Source organism: Streptomyces sp. BE20 (assembly GCF_036322525.1).
Classification (GTDB): Bacteria; Actinomycetota; Actinomycetes; order Streptomycetales; family Streptomycetaceae; genus Kitasatospora.
In genome coordinates this window covers 46,575-68,932 of sequence record NZ_JAQYWW010000474.1, presented here as the reverse complement: position 1 = coordinate 68,932, position 22,358 = coordinate 46,575, and the positions used below count along the sequence as shown (strand labels likewise).

Below are 22,358 nucleotides of genomic sequence, written 5' to 3'. Positions count from 1 at the left end.
TGCGGTCGCCCGAAGCGGCCCCGATGCGGCCCCGGCGCCGCTTCGGGCGACCTGCGTCGGACCCCTCGACGGTCGGCTCCGAAGGGTCAGTGATCACTTCGGTGCACGGGCGTCCTCGACCGCTCGCCTCACGTCCGGGTGCGGGTCGTCGACGAGGCTGTCCAGCAGTTCGCCGACCCCGGGTGTGGACCATCGGCCGACGGCCCACGCCAAGTCCCCCCGCACCGTGGGGTCGGGGTGGGCGGCGAGGTGGGCGAGACGGTCGAGCGGGCCGCGCCGGCGCATCCCGAGCCAGTACAGCGCGTCACGGAGCGCGGCCGGGTCCCCGGGGTCACCGGCTTCCGCGATCCGGTCCAGCAGCACCCCGACCGGCGGGGGCGGGCCGTCCAGCGGGTGCGGCAACCGTTCACGCAGGCGCCGCCCGCCGTACTCGCCCCGCACCCGGCACCCTCGGCAGGTGCACGGGCGCGAACCGTGGGCGCCGGGCACGTAGCGCCAGCCCGCGACCTGCGGCGGGGTGCGGACCCTGTGCACTTCGCGCGGACGGATCGCCCGGGGCACGAACACCTCCCACCCGCGGGGATCCGCCACCCCGGCGATCCGCCGCACCGCCTCCGTCGCGGAGAGGGCCGGCTTCGCCTGGTCGGCGTAGCGCCCCACCAGCACCTGCTGGGCGTCATCGAGACGCAGGTGGACGGCCACCATCCCGCCCTGGCTGCCGAATCGCGCCAGCTCACGCAGCCACTGGTGCGTCAGGGTGTACGACGGCAGCACCGGAAAGCAGTACACCCCGCGAGCACCGCCCTGCCCGTGGCTCACGGCACGGATCCCGGACCGCCGGATGCGCGGCACGTTCGCCGCCGAGGTCAGGTGCACGAACATCGCCATGACCCGGCATGCTAGACGACCGCCCCGCAGGCCGTCGAAAGCACCTCGGGAGGCGGTCCGGCACCACCGCCTCCCACGGTCCATCGCCCCGGCCGGCCTAGCCGGGGCCGTCCGGGGCGGCGGTGCGGGCGAGGGCGGCGGGGGTCAGGCGGCCGACGATCGCCGGGGCCTCGTGGACGAGCGCGTCGTCGGTGAGCGCCTCCACCATGAACAGCGCGAAGTCCACCCGTCGCGTCAGGTTGCCGGCCAGGACCGGGTCGCCCACGTGCCGGCTCCACACCGGCAGGCCCTGGCTCTCGCCCTCCTCCAGGTCGCTGCCGCGCACCACGGTCCACCGGGTGTCGCTGGCGAAGACCCTCCGGCACGCCTCCACCTGGTCGTCGATCTCGACGGCGCGGACGAGCTTGCCCAGCACGGCGACGATCCGGAGGGCGGTGGTGAACAGCCACGAGTACCGGTCCTTGCCGTCCCGGGTGATGTGCCACCCGCACGAGAAGACCAGGCGCGCACCCGGCCGTGCGTGGTCGAGGACCGCCTGCGCAGTGCCCGACGCGTACTGCTGCACGCCCCAGGGCACGAGCACGGTCAACACCCCGTCGCACCCGGCGACGGCCCTCCGGATCACCTCGGGGTCGTTCGTCGCTCCGGGGACGACGGTCATCCGCCCTTCGAACGCGGCCAGCTTCGGCACGCTGCGCTCCCGGCACACGCCGACCACCTCGTAGCCGCGGTCCAGCGCGTGCCTGACCATGTACTGCCCGAGCTTCCCCGAAGCCCCGACGATGCAGACCTTCATCACACGATCCGTGCCCATGGCGCAGCCCCTTCGCCGGCATGGTGACCTTATGGTGTAAGGCACGTTAGCCTTATGCTGTAAGGCAGTCAATGGGAGCGGAAGGAAGAGGCGGATGCCCGAGGCAGGCAAGGGCCGGCGCGGGGCGGCGGCACGCACCCCGCTCAGCCGCGAGCGGGTGATCCGCACGGCGGTGGAGGTGGCGGACGAGAAGGGGTCGGCCGCGCTCAGCATGCGGGCCATCGCCCAACCGCTGGGGGTCGAGGCGATGTCGCTCTACCACCACGTGACCGGCCGGGAGGACATCCTCGACGGGATGGTGGACGCGGTGTTCGCCGAGATCGACCTGCCGCCGCGCGACACGGACTGGAGGAGTGCCACGCGCCACCGCGTGCTCTCCGCCCGCGCCGCCCTGCTGCGCCACCCGTGGGCCATCGGCCTCATGGACTCCCGCTCACGGCCCGGACCGGCGACCCTGCGCCACCACGACGCCGTCATCGGGGCGCTGCGCGCCGGAGGCTTCTCCGTCGCCATGGCCGCGCACGCCGTCTCGCTGGTCGACAGCTACCTGTACGGCTTCGTGCTCCAGGAGCTGAGCCTGCCGTTCAAGGGCGCGGCGGAGCTGGACGAGGTGGCGGAGGCCATCCTGCGCGAGATGCCCGCCGACGCCTACCCCCACCTCGCCGAGCTGGCCACCGAACACGTCCTCAAACCCGGCTACGACTACGCCGACGAGTTCGCCTTCGGCCTCGCCGTGATCCTCGACGGCCTCCACCCGGACGAGACCGCGGGGACCTGAACCGGACGGGTCCGCACCCGGTCACCGACCGGACCGCGACTGGGCCTGGTGGGAGCGGTCGCGCGGGCGTGGGCGCGCGGCCGGGCGCGAAGGGCGACGCCGGCGGCCGGGTGACACCCCCGGGGGCGCCGGCCCCACGCCGGACGCGGGCCGGTGGACGTGCCGCGGGACCGGCGGTCGGTCTGCGGATCGGCCCGGGGGTGACTGTCGACGGCCGCAACCACCTTGACCTGCACGCAAGTTGAGTGGCACGAAGCCACCGCCCGAAGGCGACGGACGGCCCGACCGCCAGGACTCGTGACAGTACGACAGGTGGTATGCGAAGCTGCACCCGGCGTGCATCGGTTCGCGCCACGGGGGCACGGGGGTATCCGCATGAACGACGATGCGGCGCGGAACGCGCGCCGATCGGGGCAGGTCGACACGGCACGGCCGGGCACCGGGCAGGTGTCCGGGGTCGTCCTGGTCGTGGCCGGTCTGCTGCTCGCGGCAGCCGCGCTCCGGCCGGACGGCGGGCTGCTCGGCACGGCCGCCACCGGACCGGTGGGCACCATCGGGTGGGTGGTGCTGCTCGCGCTCGGCTGGGTGGTCCTCGTCGGGCGCTACACCTCGCGTCTGCGCGAGGAGGTCCGTCACCTCACCGGGCCGACGCCCTGGGCCGAGCGACTGCGGGCGTGCGCCGTCACGCTGCTGACCGCCCTCGTCCTCGCGGTGCCGGTGCTGATGATGGTCCTCCACGTCCGGGCGAGGCCGGAGCAGGTCGCCCGCGACCTGCCCCAGGTGATGCCGACGCACACGATGCCGCCCGAGGATCCCGCGGTGGAGGCCGCACAGGACGACGCTCTGCACGGCGGCGTGCTGGCCCTGCTCGGGGGCATTCTGGTCCTCGTCCTGCTGGCCGCGCTCGTGGTCGCCGTCGTCCGGAGGTTCGGCCGGCTGCGGTTCTCCCGCCGGCTGCGGCCGGGAGCCCCGCTGCCCGCGGCGCCGCCGCGGCCCGGGGACGTCCTGGCCCTCGCCCTGGTCACCGGACGGCGCGCCCTGGTCGGCGACGACGCCCGGGCCGCCGTGATCGCCTGCTACGCGGCGATGGAGGGCTCGCTGGCGGTCTCCGGGGTGTCCCGGCGCGACTGCGACAGTCCGACGGAGCTGCTGGACCGTGCCGTTTCCCACGACGGGGTGGACCCCTTCCACACCCGGGCCCTCACCGCCCTGTTCCGCGAGGCCCGTTACTCCACCCACCCGATGGACGACACCCACGTGCAGCGCGCGCGGACGGCCCTCGACGCCGTCGCCGCGGGCCTGGAGAACCGGGCCGCCGCGCCCTCGGGCCCCACCGGACCGAACGGGCCGAACGGGCCGGGCACGGCCGCCGGGGCGGGCGCGCCCGGTGCGCCGGGAGAGCACCGGTGAGCGCCGCCGGGCCCGAGCGGGCGGCACCGGAAGGACGACCGGAGGGCGCGCGGATCACGCCCGGCTCGATCCGGCACAGCCTGGTCGAGCTGAGCGCGGCGGCGGTCCTGGCCGAGATCCTGCTCGCCCTGGTCGGCGGCCTCCCCGCGGCCGGCGCCGGAGCGGTCGTACTGGTCGCGGCCGCCCTGGTCACCGCCCGCGTCGTCGCCGGCGCGGGCTTCGCGGAGGTGTCCCTGCGCCGCCGGCCCCGGCTGATGGAGAGCTACGGGCAGGGGCTCGGCGACTGGCGGTGGACCGTCCGCCAGGGGCTGGACCCGGAGGGGGACGGCCAGCTGCTGCGCCTGCGCCTCCAACGGCTGTTCGCCGCACGCCTCTCCGAGGCCCACGGTCTCTCCCTGGCCACCGACCGCGACCGGGTCGCCGAGCTGCTCGGGCCCCGGCTCTGGCCCTGGATCGACCCGGAGTCCCCGGCTCCGGCCCCGACCGTCCCCGCGCCGGTCCTGCACGCCCTCGTCGACCGGCTCGAATCCCTGTAACCGCGCGGCGTCCCGGGCCACGGCCACACCCCGGGGCGCACCGTCCCCCCGGACCGGCGGCGGCGCCGCCGACCCGCCCCCACCACGACACCGCACCCATCAGCCTCTCAGGAGAGTCATGACCGCCGTTCCCCAGGCCACCGCCGACCCGGACGCCGCGCACAACCCGAACGGCCGCACCGGGACGGCCGTCCTGACACCGCACCAGGCGGGCGAGCGCGCACGCGAGGTGCTCCAGGAGGTCAACCGGGCGGTGGTGGGCAAGCCGGAGGCCCTCCAGCTGGTCATGCTGGGCGTCCTGGCCGGCGGTCACGTCCTGATCGAGGACCTTCCCGGCCTCGGCAAGACCCTCCTGGCGCGATCCTTCGCGACCACCCTCGGCCTGGACTTCCGCCGGATCCAGTTCACCCCCGACCTGCTTCCCTCCGACGTCACCGGCGCCCCGTTCTACGACCGGCGCAGCGGTGAGATGGTCTTCAGGCCCGGCCCGCTCTTCACCCAGCTCCTGCTGGCCGACGAGATCAACCGCACCCCGCCCAAGACCCAGGCCGCGCTGCTGGAGGCGATGGCCGAGGGGCAGGTCTCCGTCGACGGCGCCACCCGCCGCCTGCCGCAGCCCTTCACGGTGATCGCCACCGCCAACCCGATCGAGTACGAGGGCACCTACGCCCTGCCGGAGGCCCAGCTCGACCGGTTCCTGCTGCGCGTCCGCATGGGCTACCTGTCCACCGGGCTGGAGGCGGACATGCTCCGGGCCCGCCTGGACCGGGCCACGCCCGAGCCGGTGCTGGAGCCCGTCAGCAGCCCGGCCGAGCTGCTCGCCATGCAGGCGGCCCTGGAGCGCGTCGAGGTGGACGACGACCTCGTCGCGTACGTGGTCGCGCTGGTCGACGCCACCCGCAGCGACCAGCAGGTCCAGGTCGGCTCCTCGCCCCGCGGCGGCCTCGCCCTGGTCCAACTGGCCCGCGCCCGAGCGATGTTGGAAGGCCGCGACTACCTGACGCCGGAGGACGTCAAGGCGCTCGCCGTGCCCGCCCTCGCCCACCGCCTCACGCTCCGGCCCGAGCTGTGGGTGCGCCAGGTCGAGGCGGACGACGTGATGGCCCGGCTGGTCGACTCGGTACCGGCCCCGCAGACCGTGCCGCGTGCGGCCGCAGGCCCGGGCGAGGGCCAGGGGCCCGGCGCCGTGGCCGCCCCCGGCGGCACGCGATGAGCGCGGCGCCACCCGCCGGCGGCCGGACCGGCACCGCGAGCGCGTCCGCCGCCTCCCACGCCGCCGGCCTCCGGGTACTGGCCCGCAGCACCCGGGCCACCCTGGCCGGTCTGCCGAAGTCCCCGCCCTCCCCCCACTGGAGAGCCGGCGAGCGGACCCTGCGCCTGCTCACCGTGGCCGCCGCCGCAGCCGTCGCCGCCCTGGCCACCGGCCGCCCCTGGCTGCTCGCCCTGGCCGCCGGCCCCGCCGTCCTGCTCGTTCTCGCCGCCCCCGGGCCCGCCCGCCCCACGGAGCTCACCGCCGAGGCCACCGCCGAACCGCGCCGCTGCTTCGAGGGCGAGCAGGTCACCGTCCGGATCACCCTCCGGCACGACGGGCGGATCGGCCCGCTCGACCCGACCTTCTCCTTCGGCACCGGCCTCACCCCGGAAGCCCTCACCGTCGGCACCGACGGGATCGACCTGGTCCTCCGGACCGGCGCCTGGGGCCGCTGGACACTGGGCGCGGTCGACCTCGACGTCTACGACGCCGGAGGACTCACCCGCCGCACCGTGCGCGCCGAACTGGGCGAGGTCGACGTCTTCCCGGTGCCCAGCGCCTCCCGGCTCACCCCGATCCCGGTCCGCCTGCCCGAGCGGATCGGCGAGCACATCACCGCACACGAGGGCACCGGCGTCGAGGTCGTCGGCGTGCGCCCGCACGTACCCGGCGAGCGCCAGCGGCGCATCCACTGGCCGTCCACCACCCGCCGTGACGCGATCCAGATCAACCAGTTCGCCGCCGAACGCGCCGCCGACGCGGTCGTCCTGCTGGACACCCTCACCGACCTCCACGACGCGGCCACCGGCCTCTCCAGTCTGGACGAGACGCTGCGGGCGGCCGGCGGCCTCACCCGCGCCTACCTGCGACGGCACGACCGCGTCGGGCTGATCGCCGTCGGCGGCCGGCTGCGCTGGCTCACCCCGGCCGGCGGGGACCGCCAGTTCTACCGCATGGTGGAGAGCGTGCTGGAGGTCCGCCAGGACCGGCGCCACCGCGGCCCCACCCTCCCCCACCTGCCGCTGCCCGCACTGCCGGGCCACGCCCTGGTGTACGCGTTCACACCGCTGGCCGACCAGCGCATCCTCGACGTGCTCGGGCAGGTCCGCGAACGCGGCAACCCGCTCGTCGTGGTCGAGATCCCGTCCGGCGAACCGGCGGCCGACCCCGGGGACGAGGTCGACGCCCTCGCCCTGCGCCTCTGGCACGCCGAACGCGAGGCGATGCGTTCGGCGTTGCGCGGCCGGGGCATCCCCGTGGCCCGCCACACCCCCGGCGAGGCACTCGACCTGGCGCTCGCTCCGCTGCTGCGCCGCAGGATCGGAGGACCCGCCCGGTGAACGCGTCCCGGACCACGCTCACGACCGACACCATGCCCGGCGCCACCGCCGACACCACGACCGACACGATGCCCGGCGCCGCGACCGGCCCGGCCCCGGGCCTCGACGCGACGGGGAGCGCGGCGGGGAGCGCGACGGCCGACCGACCGGGCCCGTTCGCCGCCTGGGCCCCCCGGCTCCAACGAGCCGCCGCCCGCTGCACGGGCGCGGCCCTCGCCCTGGCCGCCGCGCTCGGTGGCGCGGCCGACCGGTTCGGTCCCGCCGCCCCGGTGGCGGCCACCGCCCTCGCCCTCTGGGCCGCCGTTCCTCCCGATGCCCCGGCGGCCCGCCCGCTCACCTGGGCCGCCCGCCTCACGGAGGCCCGCACCACGGTGCTCGCCACCGGGTGCGTCCTGCTCGCCGCACTGGGCGAGCCGCCGTTCTGGCGGGCCCTGGCCGTCACCGTGCTGCTCGTCGGCCACCTGCTGCTGCTCGACGTCCTCGGCCCGCACGGCCGGGTCCTCGCACCGGCCCGCGCCCTGGTCGCGGTGGCGTCGTCGTGCCTGGTGCTGCCGGTGGCGTTCGCGCCGACGGCGGCGGGCGAGTGGTCCCGCCCCATCGCCCTGCTCGGCCTGTTCGCCGCCGCCTGGGGTGTCGGACTGGCCCTGTGGCCGCACCGCCACCGGCGTCCGCGCCGGTCCGGAACCCAGGACCGGGACCACGACCGGCCCGAAGCCCCGTGAACGGCGGCCGGTGGACGGCGGACGGCGTGTCAGGCGTCCACGCCCTGCCCGCCTGCGGAGCCCGACCCGGCCGCACCGGGGAGCCGGTGTGACGCCTGGCACCCGGTCCGGGGCGAACCCGGGCTGCCGCCTCCTCGTCGTGGTGCACGAGGACACTCCAGTGATGTGACGGACCGTGGGGGGACCATGGAGAGCAAGGCATCCGGTACGAGAGCCGGTCTGGCCTGGACCGAGGCCGAGGACGAACGGCTGCTGGAGGCGGCGGGCCGGGCGCAGTCCCTGGAGGACCTCGCCGCCCGGCACGGCCGTACCGTCGGCGGCGTTCGCGCGCGTCTGAGCCGCTTCGTGCCGCTCACCGACGCCGGTGACGAGGAACTGCTGCAGTGGCTGCGGACCCATGCGGGCCCGGGCCGCGCGGCCGATCACACCGCTGGTCGCACCGCCGAACGCACCGGTGGTCGCACCGCCCGCCGAACACCGGCCGCGCCGGACCCCCGCGCCGCCGACGTTCTCGCCGAGTGGCAGCACCTGACCGGGCACGAGCTGCGTCCCGATCGGCAGACGGCCTTCCTCGCACGCCCCGCGGTCGGCACGCTGGCGGCCGCGGACCCGGCCGTCCGCCGGGACACCGGCCGACGACTGTGGCAGGACACCCGGCAACTGCTCCTGGAGGACTGGGCGCTGGAGTGCCGGTGCCCGGGCGCCACCGCGCCGGCCCCGCCCTGGAGCGCCGTCGCCGGGCACGACGACGACACCGCGATGGCGCTGCGGGAACTCCTGGCGGCGGCCGTCGACGAGCTCCCCCGCGAGCGCCACCGCCGGATCATGACCCTCCGGCTCGGCGTGGGCGACCACGAAGCACAGACGCTGGAGACGGTCGCCGGCGCCTTCGGCCTGTCCCGCGAACGCATCCGCCAACTGCAACAGAAGGCCGTGAGCGCGCTGGCCCGCGCCACCACGCCCGCGGCCCGGAGGTTCCGGAGCCTGCTGTCCGAGCTCGGCCGCCTCGACGGGACCCCGACCGACGGCGAGGACGGACCGCCCGACGCCGAACGCCTCCTCGACCTGGCGCGGGTGCTGCTGCCGTCCGTCCCGCCGCGCCGGGCGGTCGCCCTGCTCGCCACCCTCGCCGGGGCCGGCAGGCTTCCCGCGGAGAACCTCGCGGCCCGGGCCATGACGATCCGCACCCTGCGCCACGGCGCAGCCCGCCGCGAGGCCGCGCGGCAGGGCCGTACCGAGCGGGCCACCGCGCGGTGGAGCCGTCTGGAGGCCGACGTCCGGTGGGCCGGTACGGGCGGGAGCGCTCCCCCGCGCGCGGAGCTGGAGGCGCTGCGCGAGGCGGACGACGAGGATCCCCGCTCCGGGTCGTGGGAGTGCCCCAAGCTCGGCCGCGCGGTGGCGTACGAGTCGGAGACCGAACTCCAGGTGGTCCAGCTCCTCTCCTTCGCCTCGCAGGTCGCGTACTACCAGGAGCAGCCCCTCGCCGTCGGCTACGAGTTCGACGGGCGGGCGCGCACGTACTTCCCCGACCTGCTCGTCGCCACCACCGACGGGCGCTGCGTCCTCGTCGAGGTCAAGCCGGTCTTCGAGATGGCCACCGCCGTCAACGTCGCCAAGTACCGTGCCCTTGAGGCGCTGTGCCGCGACCACGGCTGGGGCCTGCTGGTCACCGACGGGTACCGCACCCGCTCGCTGGTGGAGAACCACCCGGCGGACCCGCGTCTTGCCGAAGCCATCGGCCCGCTGCTGACGGATGGCACGGTGCTGGGATGGCCGCACGTGCTGACCGCCGCGGGTGCGCAGCGCCCGGGTTCGCTGGACATCGCGGCCCTGGCCCTGCGTCACGGGTGGGAGTGGCGCACCCGGCCGTTCCGGCTCTCCGCCGGCCGGGCCGCGCCCGCACCGGTTCCCGTCGCCGTCCCGGAGCTCGCGCCCACGCCGACGCCCCTGCCCGTTCCGGACCTCGTGCCCGCGCCCGTTTCCGTTCCGGGCCCGGTACAGGAACCGGAACCGGGCCCCGGTCCGGCGGCCGCCCCCGGGCCCCGTCAGGAGACGCTTCCGGGGCAGGACGACCCGGCGCCCGCCGGTCCCGGCGAGCCCGTGTGCCCGACGCCCGAGGAGATCGAGGCGGCCCGGACCCCGGCCGGCGGGTGGCGTCGCAGCCAGCTCGCGGCCTGGGGCGTCCCGTGGCCTCCCCCGAAGGGCTGGAAGCAGCGGCTGACCGCCCGGTCGCGCTCCGGGCGGTCCTGACGGGACGGCCGCCCCGGTTCAGGGGTGCGGCCGGTCCGGGCCGGTCCGCAGGTCCTGCCGGTCGGTGGCGAGGTCGACGAAGAGGGCCGCGGACCAGCCGAAGCCGGAGGTCGCGCGCCTGCCGCGGGCACCGGTCAGGGGGTTCCAGTACTCGTAGAGGCCGCCGGCGCCCGCGACCATCGCCAGGGTGCGGCGTCGGAGCTCGTCGGCGGTCTCGGCGAAGCCCGAGCGGCGCAGGCCCTCGACGAGGAGGTAGTTGACGTTCAGCCAGACGGGGCCGCGCCACATCGCGTCCGGGTCGAAGGCGGGATCGTCGAACGCGACCGTCGGGACGGGGCGTTCCCCCCAGAAGGCGGCCGAGCGGAGGGTCCGCTCCAGGTGGGCGGCGATCTCGGCGGGCAGGCGGCCGGTGAACAGCGGCATCAGGTCGAGGACGGTCCGGACGGGCACGTCCGCACCGTCGGCGAGGGTGCGGAAGCGGGTGCCGTCCCAGCGGCGTGCGACCAGCAGGTCGGTGTGGGCGGCGGCCCGCGTGCGCCACCGGGCGGCGTCCCCGGGCCGGCCGAGGGCGTCGGCGATGTCCGCCAGGCAGTCGGCCTCGTGGATCAGGTAGGAGTTGAGGTCGGGGGGTTCGGCGCGGGGGCCGTAGTCCCAGACGGGACTGTCGTCGAGGCCGGACGAGTAGGGGTGCAGGTATTCGGGCAGCCCGTCGCCGTCCGGGTCGGAGGCGGTGAACCACCAGTCGTGCGCGCGCACGAGCCGGGGGTAGGCGGAGGCGAGGAACCGGACGTCCGGGTGGCTCCGGTGGAGCTTCCGCACGGCCCAGGCGGCCAGCGGCGGTTTGGTGACCGGGACCGGACCCGCGGAGGGCAGGGCGCCGTTGGCCCGGCCGACGTGTTCGCTCAGGCGGGCGTGGTCCGACCGGGGGAGGTCGGTGGTCTCGGCGAGGACGCCGTGGTCGTGGACGACGTCCGGGAGGCGTCCGTCGGGGAGCTGGTGGTCGAGGACCAGAAGGATCTGGTCGCGGGCGAGGGCGGGCGAGGCGTGGCGCAGGCCGACGGCGTGGAAGAGGGCGTCCCAGTTCCAGACGCCCACGTAGCCGTACTTGGAGGGGACGAGTCCTTCGCGGCCGGCGATCGGCAGCAGGTTGACGGCCAGGGTCCACCAGGCCGTCCGGGCGCGTTCCGCCAGGTCCTCCGGGACGGGCGGCATCCGGGCGAACCACGCGTCCCAGCGGGCCTCGGACGCGGCGCGCACGGCCGCTTCCGACCACCGGCCGGGCGGGCCGACGAGGACGTGGCAGCCCGCCAGGGCGAGGGTGTGCTCCGTCCCGTCGGGCCGCCGCCAGGAGGCCCGGGCGCGGTGTCCGGCGATCACCAGCGTGGCGGGGTCGGCGAACAGCAGCGACACCCCGCCGGCGAACACCACCTCGGTGGGCGTCGCGGAGACGACGGGGAGGTCCTTCCCGGCGGGGTCGCGGACGACCAGGGCGGACAGCTCGGTGGTGCGGGCGAGCGGGGTCTCGTACGCGGCGCGGGCGATCCGGAGCCCGTCCGGGTGGGCGGTGACGAGCAGGCGCGAGCCGCGTTCGGTGAACGGCCGCTCCACGAGGTCCAGCGCGAGCATCAGCGTCCTCCCAGGCCCGAGGAGGCCATGCTGTTGAGGATCTTGCGCTGCCCGACCAGGAACGCGATCAGCATCGGCACCACGGTCATCGCCGACAGGGCGGCGGTCAGTCCGTAGTCGACGCCGCCCCGCTGGGAGTGGAAGGAGTCGAGCAGCAGGGGGATGGTGAACAGGTCCGGCGTGTTCAGGAACACCAGCGGGAAGAAGTAGCTGTTCCAGCTGGCCAGGAAGACAATGATGCCGAGGGTCCACAGGCCGGGCCTGATGTTGGGCAGGATGATCCGCCAGAAGATCGTCCACCGGCTCGCGCCGTCGATCCGCGCCGCGTCCTCCAGCTCGACCGGGACGGCCCGGATGAACTGGCGCAGCAGGAACACCGCGAACGGGTTGGCGACGGCCGGCAGGATCAGCGCCAGGTGCGAGTCGATGAGTTGGAGCTTGGCGAGCATGATGTAGAGCGGCACGATCGTGACCTGGGCGGGGACCATCTGGGTCGCGAGGAAGAGGCCGAACAGCGGCCCCGAGCCGCGGAACGGTATGCGGGCGAAGGCGTAGGCCGCCATCGCACCGGTCAGCAGGGTCGCGACGACGGTGACGGCCGCGATGTACATGCTGTTCCAGTAGGCGCGCCCGAGCGGCACCTCGCCCAGGACGTCCGGGTAGTTCTGCGGGCGCCACGGCCCGGGGAGCCAGGCGAGCGGGTCGTTGATCATCTGGGTGGCGCCCTTGAAGGAGGTCAGCATCATCCAGATGAACGGGAACAGCATGACCAGGCCGCCGGCGGTGAGGCCGGTGTGCAGGAGGATCCGTCTGCGGTTGCTCATGGCGGCCTCACGACTCGTAGTGGACGAAGCGCTTCTGCGCCTTGAACTGGACCGCCGTGACGAGGAGTGTCAGGAGCAGCAGGATCAGGGCCGCGGCGCTGGAGAGGCCGAAGTGGAACTCGCGGAAGCCCTGTTGGTAGACCTTGTAGACGATGGTCTGGGCGCCCTCGTTGTGGTCGGGGTTGACGAGGACGTAGATCAGGTCGAAGGCCTGGAAGGAGCTGATCACCGAGACCACCACGGTGAAGAAGACCGTGGGTGAGAGCATCGGCAGGGTGACCGAGCGCAGGGTCTGCCACGGGCCGGCGCCGTCGATCCGGGCGGCTTCGAGCAGGTTCGTCGGGATGGTGGCGAGTCCGGCGAGGAAGATCACGACGTTGAGGCCGAGGGACGACCAGATCGTGACGACCGCGATGGCGGGCACCACCCAGGTCGGGTCGGCCAGCCAGTCCGGCAGGGTGATCCCGAAGAGGTCCTGCACGGTGCCGTTCAGGATGCCGTCGGCGCCGCCGCCGAGGATCATCTGCCAGATCACCGACACCGCGACGGAGCTCGTCACGACCGGCAGGAAGTAGACGACCCGGTAGGCGGTGCGGCCTCGCACGCCGTGCAGGGCCAGGGCGAGCAGGAGGGCCAGGACGAGGCCGCCCGGCACGGTGATCAGGCCGATCTTGACGGTGTTCCACACCGCGCGGCCGAAGGCGGGGTCGGTCAGCTGGGCCCGGAAGTTGTCCAGTCCCACCCAGCTCGCGTCACCGAGCCCGTCCCACTCCATGAAGGACAGGACGACGGCGAACCCGAGCGGGCCGACCAGGAACACCAGCAGGCCGAGCAGTTGGGGGGCGAGGAAGACCACGGCCCACCGGCGGTCCCGGCGCCGCCAGAGCGGCTCGCGGCCGCTCCGTGCGGGGCGGGACCGCCGGCGTGCCACGGCCTGGGAGACGGCGCTCAACCCTTCGGGCCCTTCATCCCGTCGACCAGGCTCTGGAGCTGGGTCATCCCCTCGTCGAACCCGACCTTGCCCTCCCAGATCTTCATGAGGTGGTCGTTGATCGCCTTGGTCAGGCCGGGGACGGCGACCTCGTCGGGGTAGTTGGCGAAGCCCTTGTCGCGGACGTCGAGGAAGGTCCGGGCGTGCGCGGGGTAGTTCCCCTCGGTCACCAGGTTCTCGGCACCCTTGATCGACGGCACGGCGCTGCCGCCCTTGAGCCGCAGCTGCTGGCCCTCCTTGCTGACGAACTCGCTCAGGAAGGTGAAGGCCTCCTTCGGGTGCTTGGTGTCCTTGTTGAGGGTCAGGTAGGACGCGGCGACCGCGCCGGGGATCGGTTCCCCGGTCTGCGAGGGGAACGGCACGACGTCGTAGCTCTCGCGGTCGCCGCCCTTGTCGATGCCCTCGATCACCCAGCGGCCCCCGGCGTAGAAGCCGGCCTTGTGCTTGACGAACTGGGTGGCCGCGCTGTTGCCCTCGGGCAGCAGGTCCGCGGAGGCGAAGGTCTTGTCCCGGTAGCCGTCGGCGAGGGTCCTGAGCGCCTGCCGGGCCTTGGGGTCCGACGGTGCGACGAACGTGCCGTTGTCCCAGACCTTGCCGCCGAAGCCGTTGACGAGGCTGTAGTTGGCGCCGTACCAGTTCCAGAATATGGAGCCGTACCGGCCGGAGTCCTTGAGCTTGGCGTTCATCTCCAGGTACGTGGCCATGGTCCACCGGCCGGCCTCGTTCAGGGCGGCCGGGTCCTCGGTGATGCCGGCGGCGGCGAGGGCCTTCTTGTCGAACCACAGGACCTCGGGGTTGGTGTCGTTCGGGACACCGAACGTCACACCGCCCTTCTTCGCCCCGCCGTAGATGCCCTCGAAGAAGTCCGTCGGCCTGCTCTTGCTGAGGGGGCCGGCGAGTTGCTCGTCGAGCGGGGCGAGCACGCCGTCGGCGACGAGCTTGCCGATGTAGTCGTCACCGACGTAGAACACGTCGGGCGCGGTCCTGGAGGTGAGCTGGGTGATCAGCTTGGGGTGGTAGTCCTCGTAGGAGGCGACGGGCTCCAGCTTCAGCGTGATGTTCGGGTACTTCCTGGTGAACTCGTCGCTGAACGCCTTGAAGACCGCCATGTCCTCGGCCGAACCCCAGGTCGACCAGCGCAGGGTGACCTTGCCGTCCTTCGCGTCGCCGGTGGAGCCCGCGCCGCCGCTCCCGCTGCACGCGGACACGGACACGGACAGGGCGACGGCGGCGGCGGCCAGGACCGTCCTTCTCTTCACAGCAGACATCAGATGCCTCCGAGGAGCTTTCGCGGGGGGGGTGGGTGGGTGGAGCGCGCCGGAGCGGTACGGAAAGGTGGAACGGGGGTGGTGGAGCGGGGTGGAGCAGGGGGGGTCAGGCGAGGCCGCCGCCGTCGACGACGAGGGCGGACCCGGTGATGTAGCTGCTCGCGTCGCCGGCGAGGAACAGCACGGCGCTCGCGATCTCCTCGGGCGACCCGGCGCGGCCCATCGGCCGGTCGGCGGCGTCCTTCTCGAAGGCCGACCACTCCACCTGCAGCTGACGCGCCTCGTCGCGGAGCATCGACGTCATGGTGTCGCCGGGGTTGACCGAGTTGACCCGGATCCCCGCGGCGGCGTGGTCGATCGCCAGGGCGCGCGTCATGTTGACGACCGCGGCCTTCGAGGCGCAGTAGGACAGGGCGTTGCCGCCTCCCTTCAGCCCCCAGCCGGAACCGGTGTTGACGATCGAGCCGCCCTGCGTCATCGCCGGGATCGCGAAGCGGCACATCAGGTAGACCGACCGGACGTTGACGGCCATCACCCGGTCCCAGTCGTCGGCGGAGATCTCCAGCGCGGTCTGGCGCCGGATGATCCCGGCGTTGTTGAACAGGACGTGCAGCCCGCCGAACCGCTCGACGGCGATGTTCACGATCCGCTCGCAGTCGACCTCGGAGGAGACGTCGGCCCGTACCGACACGGCCCGCCCGCCGGCCGCCTCGATCTCCCGGACCACGGCGGAGGCGTCCGCCAGGTCGGCGACGACCACCGCCGCTCCCTCGGCGGCGAACAGCCGGGCGGTGGCCCGGCCGATGCCGGAGGCTCCGCCGGTGACGACGGCGACCTTGTTCTGCAACGTGTTCATAGCTCCTCGTTCGCTGACTGGATGCGGTACATCACGGACTCGCGGTACCCGGTGACGACCCGGGTGTGGCCGCCGAACGCGGCGTCGGTCGCGGCGTCGCCGCTGTCCACGAGCAGCGGCCGGCCGCCGAGGGCGGCGAGCTTCTGCTGGGTGGCGAGCACGACGATCCCGGCGAGCCGGTCCAGCACCCGGGGGCTGAACTGCTGGTTGCCGCGACCGATCACGAACCCCTGCCCGCCGATCACGGACAGCACACCATGTGTGACCTGTGACATGGCAAGGGTGTGCAAGGTCCGCTCGGTGACGTCGGGGGCGAGCAGGACGCCGTCCCGGACCACGTCGACCCCCAGCGGCGTCAGGTCCAGACCCAGCACGCGGCCCACCGCGAGCGTCGTCGCCCCGGGGCCGAGCGCGTAGGTCTCGCCGGGCACCATCGACGCCACCACCTCGCGCGCGATCGACTCCGCCGATCCCGGCGGCGCCCCCGACGACCCGCTCTTGCGCCCGCTGAGCCGTGTCCTGGCCGCGGGCACCCGCAGGGTCCCGTACAGCCGGGCGCCCACCCGCCCCGACCGGTACGCCTCCTCGTCCAGGTCGACGACCTCCGCGTCCAGGGTGGTCCCGTCGAACGCGGCGGCGGTCGCGGCGGCGGCGAACGGGCTGACCGCGAAGCAGCCGGAGTAGACCTTCACCCCGGCCGGCACGCCGAGCACCGGCCCCCGGGGCCGGGCGTCCAGCACGTCCCGCGCCGTTCCGTCCCCGCCCGCGAACAGCAGCAGGTCCGCCCCGCCGAGCGCCGCCACCGCCGCCCGGGTGTCCGCCGCGCCGGTCGTCACGGTCACCGCGCCGCCGGCCGTGGTGGCGGCCCCCGCACCGGCCCGGGGACGGTGGACGACCTCGTGGGGGACGCCGGCCGCCCGCGCGCTGTCCTCCCCCATGGCCCCCGCCACGGTGCGCACCCGGACGTCCGGGCGCAGGCGGTGGAGCGCCGCCAGCGCGGCGGCCGCCCGCTCCCCCGCACGCGGGACGGCGCCGAGGGCGAGCGCCCTGGCCTGGACGTCGGGGCCGTCGCTGCCCTTGAGCGCGGCCGGACCCCCGAGTCCCGCCACGGGGTTCACGACCAGGCCGACGATCACCGGCGGTGCTTGCGACAGTAGGCGCGCCAGCTCGGCGACCACTGCGCGGGATCGTCCAGCGAGGTGGGGTCGATCCGGTGGACGGTCTGGTGGTACGGCGCGTTCTTCACGAACTCGGGGTTCTCCCGGGCCTCGGAGGCCACCTGGGCGAGGATCGCGGCGTACTCGTCCAGGTCCTCGCGGGAGTAGGACTCCGTCGGTTCCAGGGTGAACGGCTCGGGGACCACGTACGGGTGGTGGCTGGTCCAGTAGTGGACGCCGAAGTCGGCGGCGCGGATCCCGATCTCCTCGGAGTGCACCCCGGTCTCCTCCGTGAGGTCCTGCCAGGAGTAGCGGACCTGCTCCACCCGCCGCCGGTCCGCCCACGGGACGGAGGCGCCGGGGATCCGCAGGACCTTGTGCATCAGGTAGTTGTTGTTGAGGACGGCCGTCTCCGCGACCTCCCGCAGACCGTCCGCGCCGAGCGCCATCACCCACGCGTAGGCGCGCACCACGTTCGGCGTGACCCCGAGGAACGGCCGGATCTTCCCCACCGACCGCTCGGGGGAGGCCAGCGTGTACGACTCGCCGGCACGCTCGACGACCGGTCCGGGCAGGAACGGCGCCAGCGCCTCGGAGACGCCGCACGCCCCCGCCGCGGGACCGCCGCACGCGTGCGGGGTCGAGAACGTCTTGTGCAGGTTGAAGTGGCACAGGTCGAAGCCGGCGTCACGGGCGCGGGTGATCCCGAGGATGCCGTTGGCGTTCGCCTGGTCGTAGCAGGCCAGGCCGCCCGCCTCGTGGACGAGGTCGACGAACTCGCGGATCCTCGGGTTGAAGATCCCGGTGTCCTCCGGGTTGGTGATGAGCAGCGCCGCGGTCCGCGGGCCCACGGCCGCCCGCAGCGCCTCGATGTCCGGGTTGCCGGCGGCGTCCGGCATCAGGGTGATCACCTCGTACCCGGCGACCTTCGCACACGCCGCGTTCGAGGGGTGCGAGAACATCGTGGTGACGACCTGGTCGCGCTGCCCGCCCTCGCCCCGCGAGGCGTGGTAGGCGCGGATCATCGCGATGTTGGCGTAGATCGCCGCGGAACCGGCGCCGGGCTGCAGCGACACCCGGGCCATGCCGGAGATCTCCTTGAGGATCTGCTCCAGCCGCCAGTAGATCTCCAGCACGCCCTGGACGGAGTCCTCGGGCTGCAGCGGGTGCAGTTCGGCGATCTTCGGATCCCGCACGAAGGTGTCGTTGACCTTGGGGCTGTACTTCATCGTGCAGGTGCCCTGGCCGACGTCGATGTTCAGGTCGGCGCCGAGGGTCTCCTGCGACAGGCGCAGGTAGTGGCGGACCACCTGGTTCTGCGACAGTTCGGGCAGCGCCGGCGGGGTGCGGCGGCCGACGCCCTCGGGCAGCTCGACCGGCGGCGCGTCCGGGGCGGGCACGCCCACCCCGCGCCGGCCGGGCCGGGACAGCTCGAAGATGATCTCCTCGTCCCAGCGGGCCTGGTGGAAACGGCGCAGCGCGGGCTTGGGTGCGACGGGCAGGGTGGCGAACGATTCTCCGTGCGAGCTCACTTGGTGCCTCCGATGGCTGAGAGGGCGTCCTTGGCGGCCGCCGCGAGGGTGTCGATGTCGGCGATCGAGTGCCGCTCGGTGACGCAGACCAGGACCTCCCGGGAGCCGAGCCGCACCCCGCCGAAGATGTCCCGGCGGCGCAGCGCCGCGAGGAACGCGTCGGCGTCCGGCACCTCGACGGCGAACTCGCGGAAGTGGAAGGCCTCCTGGTGACGGACCCGGGCACCGGCCGAGGCCAGGGCCCCCATCGCGTACCGGGTCCGGGCCAGGATCGTCTCGCCGATCTCGCGCATTCCCTGCGGGCCCATCAGCGAGAGGTAGACGCCGGCGGTGATGCCCCACAGGGCGGCCGCGGTGCCGACCCACTCCTTGCCCTCCTCGCGCAGCGCGAAGGAGGTCCGGTCGTAGAAGACGTCACCGAAGCCGTACTCACCGGGGACGGCGGTCGGGGCGATGCCGAACAGGCGGGAGGGGAACTCCGCGACCAGGCGCTCGTCGTCCCGGCTCGCGATGAACCCGGCCTGGCCGCCGCCGTACTGCTGGTGCATGCCGAGCGACTGGATGTCCCCGCAGACCAGGTCCGCGCCGAAGGACGCGGGGGGCGCGAGCACGCCGAGCGCGATCGGGTCCGTCCCCACGACCAGGAGGGCGCCGGCGCCGTGGGCGAGGTCCGCCAGTTCGCGCCCGCGCGTCTCGATGACGCCGTAGACGTTGGGCGTCTCCAGGTAGAGCGCGGCGAAGGTGTCGTCCAGGTCGATCTCGCCCACCTCCCCCGAGCCGGCCACCGGGGCGAGCACGACCTCGACGTCCGGGGCCAGGTAGTCCCGGATCTTGGCGAGCTTGTCCGGCGCGATCGCGCCGCTGACGAGCACCCGGCCGCGGCCCGTGTGGCGGGCGGCCATCCGCAGGGCCGTCCCCGCCGCCTGGAAGCCGTCGTAGGTGGGCACGTTGACGACGTCCATGTCGAGCAGCTCGGCCATCATCGAGACGTACTCGAAGAGGGCCTGGAACCGGCCGTGGTCCTCGTAGGGCTCCCCCGCGTAGGCGGTCAGGAACTCGCCGCGCCCGTTCACCTCGTCGCACACCGCCGGGACGTGGTGCGGGTAGCAGCCGTGCCCGAGGAAGCTCAGCACCTCGGTGGTGTCGGTGTTGCGGGCCAGCAGGCCGCGCATGTGCCGCACCAGGCCGGGCTCGTCGGCGAACGGGGCGGGCAGGTCGAGGGGGCGGCCCGGCCGCAGGTCGGCGGGGATGTCGCCGTAGAACTCGGCGACGCTCGACGCACCGATCTCGGCGAGCATCGCCGCCCGGGCCTCGGGCCCCGCGTTGGGGATGTAGGGATGGGTCACGAGATCTCCTCGGGCTTCAGGACCACGGCGTCGCGGGGCGCGAGCACCACGTGGCCGTGCAGGGGACGGCCGGTCAGCAGGTCGGTCCCGGCGGCGGGCAGGGTGACGGTGGCCGGTGCGGCCCCGTGGTTGAGCAGGAACAGGTACGCGCCGCGGCGGCACGCCTCGACGCCGGCGGGCAGGTCCGTCCCGGTGACGCCGGTGACGCCGGCGCCGGCGAGCACCTCGTCGAGCACCGGGGTCAGGTCGTCGGGCAGGCAGCCGAGGTAGGTGGCGTGCCCGCGCCGGGTGACCGCCGCGCGCCCGTCCAGCGGACCGCCGCGGTAGCGCGCGACCACCTGCGCGTCGTCGACGGTCAGCCACTCGCTCCAGGTCCGGGCCGTCAGCCGGGTGCCGTCCGGCGTCACCACCTGCTGGGTCAGGCCGTCGGGGATCGGCCAGAACTCCTCGACGCGCACGCCCAGCAGCTCCCGCAGCGGCCCGGGCGCGCCGCCCTCGTGGACCTGGTCGGCGGCGTCGACGACCCCGCTGAACGGGCCGACGAGCAGCCGGCCCGGGAAGGAGGCGAGGTTCGCGGCCTGCTCCGCGGTGCACAGGTAGAGGTTGGGGACGACGACGACCTTGTAGGAGGAGAGGTCCCGGCCGGGCGGCGAGAGGTCGACGGCGATGCCGCGGGCGTGCAGCGGCCGGTACCAGGCGAGGAGGAGCGCGTGCAGCGCGAGCCGGTTCGACGGCAGCGACTCCGGCGCCTCCAGCCCCCACCAGCTGTCCCAGTCCAGGACGAGGGCGACGTCGGCCGACGTCGTGGCCCCCGCGACCTCGGCCAGCCGCCGCACGTCCGCCCCCAGTTCGAGCGTCTCGCGCCACTGGCGGGTGTCCGTCCCGCCGTGCGGCAGCATCGCCGAGTGGAACTTCTCCGGCCCGTACGCGGCCTGGCGCCACTGGAAGAACATCACCCCGTCCGAACCGTGGGCGACCGCCTGCAGGCTGTGCAGGCGCATGAGGCCCGGCTCCTTGGGGACGTTCACCTCCCGCCAGCTCACCGCGCCGGGCGCCGATTCGAGGAGCAGCCACGGCTGCCGCTTCAGCGAGCGCATCAGGTCGTAGCTGAGTGCGGCCTTCACGTGGGACGCCGGGTCGGCGGGGTCGGGGTAGGCGTCGTCGCTGACGACGTCCTCGGCCGCCGCCCACGTCCAGTAGTCGAGGTGGTGCAGGATGCTCATGAAGTTCGTCGTCACGGGGATGTCCGGGGTGACGTCCTTGAGCACCCGGCGCTCGGCCTCGAAGCAGGCGAGCAGCGCGTCGCTGGAGAACCTCCGCCAGTCCAGGACCTGGGCCGGGTTGACCGGACCGGGTGCCTTCCGGGGCGGTTCGACCTGCGTCCACTCCGTGTAGTGCTGGCCCCAGCAGGACGTCCCCCAGGCGGTGTTGAGGCCCTCCAGGCTCCCGTGGCGGTCGGCGAGCCAGCGCCGGAAGTCCCGCGCCGACTCCTCGCAGAAGCACTCGACCGTGTGGTCGCCGTACTCGTTTCCGACGTGCCACATGACCAGCGCCGGGTGCTCCCCGTAGCGCTCCGCCATCGCCCGTGCCAGCCGCACGGTGCCCGCCCGGAACACCGGCGAGGAGGGGCAGTAGCCCTGCCGGGAACCGAACCCCAGGCGGGTCCCGCCCGCGTCGACGGGCTGCATCTCGGGGTGTTCCCGCACCAGCCAGGGCGGCGGCGTCGCCGTCGCGGTGGCCAGGTCCACCGCGATCCCGTGGGCGTGGAGCAGGTCCAGGACCCGGTCCAGCCAGCCGAAGTCGAAGACCCCGGGCGCGGACTCCAGCCGCGACCAGGAGAACACCGCGACGGTCACGACGTTCACCCCGGCCTCGGCCATCAGCCGGACGTCCTGCTCCCACACCTCCTCGGGCCACTGTTCGGGGTTGTAGTCACCTCCGAACAGCATCCCCGGCACCCGCGTCAGGCTCATCTGCCGCCTCCCGTCCACCCGGTTCGCATTTTGTATTCAGAATGCATAGTGCAGTACTCTGCATCCGGTCAAGGGCTATGGTGGAAATCCGAGGATTGGGGACCCGATGGCGATCGAGCGCCGCCCGCTGCGAGAACAGATCCGCGACGAGCTGATGGACCGTCTGACCCGCGGCGAGTTCGCCCCCGGCACCGACGTCAACGAGGCCGTCCTGGCGGCCGAACTGGGCGTCAGCCGCACCCCCCTGCGCGAGGCGCTGATCACCCTGACCGGCGAAGGGGTCCTGGAGAGCAACCAGGGCCGCGGCTTCCGCTTCGCGCCCGTCAGCCGTACCGAGTTCCGTGAACTCGTCGCGATCGTCGCCTCGTTGGAATCCCTCGCGCTGGAGTCCTCCGACCCCGCGCACCTGCGGGGCATCGCCCCCCGGCTCCTGGAGATGGCCCGGGAGTTCCCCGACCCCGTCGCCGACCACGCGACCGTCGACCGGCGCGACGACGAGTGGCACGGCCTCCTGCTGAGCGGCTGCCCCAACGAGCGCCTGCTCGACCTGCTGGCCCGCATCAAGGCCGGCATGCGCCGTTACGAGAACCTCGTCGTCGCCGAGGACCAGCCGGTCGCCCGCGAGGCCGAGGAGCACTGCGAGATCGCCCGGAGACTCCTCGACGACGACCTCCCCGGCGCCACCGAGGCGCTCAGGGCCAACTGGGTGGGCGGCATGGAACGCATGCTCGCCCACATCCCCCCGGACCGGTGACGCGCGCACCCGTCACGCCGCAGCGGCGTGACGGGTGCGCG

At 74.1% G+C, this 22,358-nt stretch carries 19 protein-coding genes; 8 read left to right on the top strand and 11 right to left on the bottom strand.

Translation table 11 applies throughout. The features are described from left to right. Positions 1–93: 93 nt before the first annotated feature. Together PUR61_RS06495 and PUR61_RS06490 are read right to left on the bottom strand one after the other, a co-directional pair. The gene (locus PUR61_RS06495; RefSeq protein ID WP_329876565.1) at positions 94–888 is read right to left on the bottom strand and encodes a HEAT repeat domain-containing protein; all 795 of its coding nucleotides are present in this window, start codon (positions 886–888) and stop codon (positions 94–96) included. 97 nt (positions 889–985) lie between these two features. After that, on the bottom strand, positions 986–1,702 hold the full coding sequence (locus PUR61_RS06490) for an NAD(P)-dependent oxidoreductase (RefSeq protein WP_329876563.1): 717 nt from the start codon (positions 1,700–1,702) through the stop codon (positions 986–988). A 94-nt stretch (positions 1,703–1,796) separates the two neighbouring features. Here PUR61_RS06490 and PUR61_RS06485 point away from each other — a divergent pair, with 94 nt between their 5' ends. From PUR61_RS06485 to PUR61_RS06455, 7 genes are all read left to right on the top strand, one after another. Then, complete coding sequence (locus PUR61_RS06485; protein ID WP_329876561.1) at positions 1,797–2,480, top strand: TetR/AcrR family transcriptional regulator; 684 nt, start codon at positions 1,797–1,799, stop codon at positions 2,478–2,480. A 375-nt stretch (positions 2,481–2,855) separates the two neighbouring features. Next, entirely contained in the window at positions 2,856–3,890 is a 1,035-nt protein-coding gene (locus tag PUR61_RS06480) for a DUF4129 domain-containing protein (protein ID WP_329876559.1), read from the top strand. Next, positions 3,887–4,426: a hypothetical protein gene (locus PUR61_RS06475; RefSeq protein ID WP_329876557.1), complete on the top strand. Its 540-nt coding sequence runs from the start codon at positions 3,887–3,889 to the stop codon at positions 4,424–4,426. The genes PUR61_RS06480 and PUR61_RS06475 overlap by 4 nt, the downstream gene beginning before the upstream one ends. A gap of 118 nt (positions 4,427–4,544) precedes the next feature. After that, positions 4,545–5,639 carry an AAA family ATPase gene (locus PUR61_RS06470; protein ID WP_329876555.1) on the top strand — a complete coding sequence of 365 codons (1,095 nt, stop codon included), beginning with the start codon at positions 4,545–4,547 and terminating at the stop codon, positions 5,637–5,639. After that, complete coding sequence (locus PUR61_RS06465; protein WP_329876553.1) at positions 5,636–7,018, top strand: DUF58 domain-containing protein; 1,383 nt, start codon at positions 5,636–5,638, stop codon at positions 7,016–7,018. Before PUR61_RS06470 ends, PUR61_RS06465 begins: the two co-directional genes overlap by 4 nt. Next, entirely contained in the window at positions 7,015–7,740 is a 726-nt protein-coding gene (locus PUR61_RS06460; protein WP_329876551.1) for a hypothetical protein, read from the top strand. The genes PUR61_RS06465 and PUR61_RS06460 overlap by 4 nt, the downstream gene beginning before the upstream one ends. Positions 7,741–7,926: 186 nt before the next feature. Beyond that, on the top strand, positions 7,927–9,990 hold the full coding sequence (locus PUR61_RS06455) for a TnsA endonuclease N-terminal domain-containing protein (protein ID WP_329876549.1): 2,064 nt from the start codon (positions 7,927–7,929) through the stop codon (positions 9,988–9,990). An 18-nt stretch (positions 9,991–10,008) separates the two neighbouring features. Here the strand turns inward: PUR61_RS06455 and PUR61_RS06450 are convergent, their stop codons facing one another. From PUR61_RS06450 to PUR61_RS06410, 9 genes are all read right to left on the bottom strand, one after another. After that, positions 10,009–11,616, bottom strand: a complete 1,608-nt coding sequence (locus PUR61_RS06450; RefSeq protein ID WP_329876547.1) for an amylo-alpha-1,6-glucosidase — start codon at positions 11,614–11,616, stop codon at positions 10,009–10,011. Beyond that, the gene (locus PUR61_RS06445) at positions 11,616–12,440 is read right to left on the bottom strand and encodes a carbohydrate ABC transporter permease (protein WP_329876545.1); all 825 of its coding nucleotides are present in this window, start codon (positions 12,438–12,440) and stop codon (positions 11,616–11,618) included. The genes PUR61_RS06450 and PUR61_RS06445 overlap by 1 nt, the downstream gene beginning before the upstream one ends. Positions 12,441–12,447: 7 nt before the next feature. Then, a complete protein-coding gene (locus PUR61_RS06440; RefSeq protein ID WP_329876543.1) occupies positions 12,448–13,392 on the bottom strand; it encodes a carbohydrate ABC transporter permease in 945 nt (314 codons plus the stop codon). Beyond that, positions 13,389–14,699, bottom strand: coding sequence for an ABC transporter substrate-binding protein (locus PUR61_RS06435; RefSeq protein WP_329876541.1), 1,311 nt, complete (start codon positions 14,697–14,699; stop codon positions 13,389–13,391). The genes PUR61_RS06440 and PUR61_RS06435 overlap by 4 nt, the downstream gene beginning before the upstream one ends. Before the next feature lie 106 nt (positions 14,700–14,805). Beyond that, positions 14,806–15,555 (bottom strand): SDR family NAD(P)-dependent oxidoreductase, encoded by a 750-nt coding sequence (locus PUR61_RS06430; protein ID WP_329876539.1) that lies wholly within the window; start codon positions 15,553–15,555, stop codon positions 14,806–14,808. Then, entirely contained in the window at positions 15,552–16,733 is a 1,182-nt protein-coding gene (locus PUR61_RS06425) for an ATP-NAD kinase family protein (RefSeq protein ID WP_329876537.1), read from the bottom strand. Before PUR61_RS06425 ends, PUR61_RS06430 begins: the two co-directional genes overlap by 4 nt. Then, positions 16,688–18,244 carry an aminomethyl-transferring glycine dehydrogenase subunit GcvPB gene (gcvPB, locus tag PUR61_RS06420; protein WP_329876535.1) on the bottom strand — a complete coding sequence of 519 codons (1,557 nt, stop codon included), beginning with the start codon at positions 18,242–18,244 and terminating at the stop codon, positions 16,688–16,690. Before gcvPB ends, PUR61_RS06425 begins: the two co-directional genes overlap by 46 nt. Then, positions 18,241–19,590 carry an aminomethyl-transferring glycine dehydrogenase subunit GcvPA gene (gene gcvPA / locus PUR61_RS06415; protein WP_329876533.1) on the bottom strand — a complete coding sequence of 450 codons (1,350 nt, stop codon included), beginning with the start codon at positions 19,588–19,590 and terminating at the stop codon, positions 18,241–18,243. The genes gcvPB and gcvPA overlap by 4 nt, the downstream gene beginning before the upstream one ends. Continuing rightward, the gene (locus tag PUR61_RS06410) at positions 19,587–21,563 is read right to left on the bottom strand and encodes a beta-galactosidase (RefSeq protein WP_329876531.1); all 1,977 of its coding nucleotides are present in this window, start codon (positions 21,561–21,563) and stop codon (positions 19,587–19,589) included. The genes gcvPA and PUR61_RS06410 overlap by 4 nt, the downstream gene beginning before the upstream one ends. Positions 21,564–21,669: 106 nt before the next feature. Here PUR61_RS06410 and PUR61_RS06405 point away from each other — a divergent pair, with 106 nt between their 5' ends. Further along, positions 21,670–22,317 carry a GntR family transcriptional regulator gene (locus PUR61_RS06405; RefSeq protein WP_329876529.1) on the top strand — a complete coding sequence of 216 codons (648 nt, stop codon included), beginning with the start codon at positions 21,670–21,672 and terminating at the stop codon, positions 22,315–22,317. Positions 22,318–22,358 lie beyond the last annotated feature (41 nt).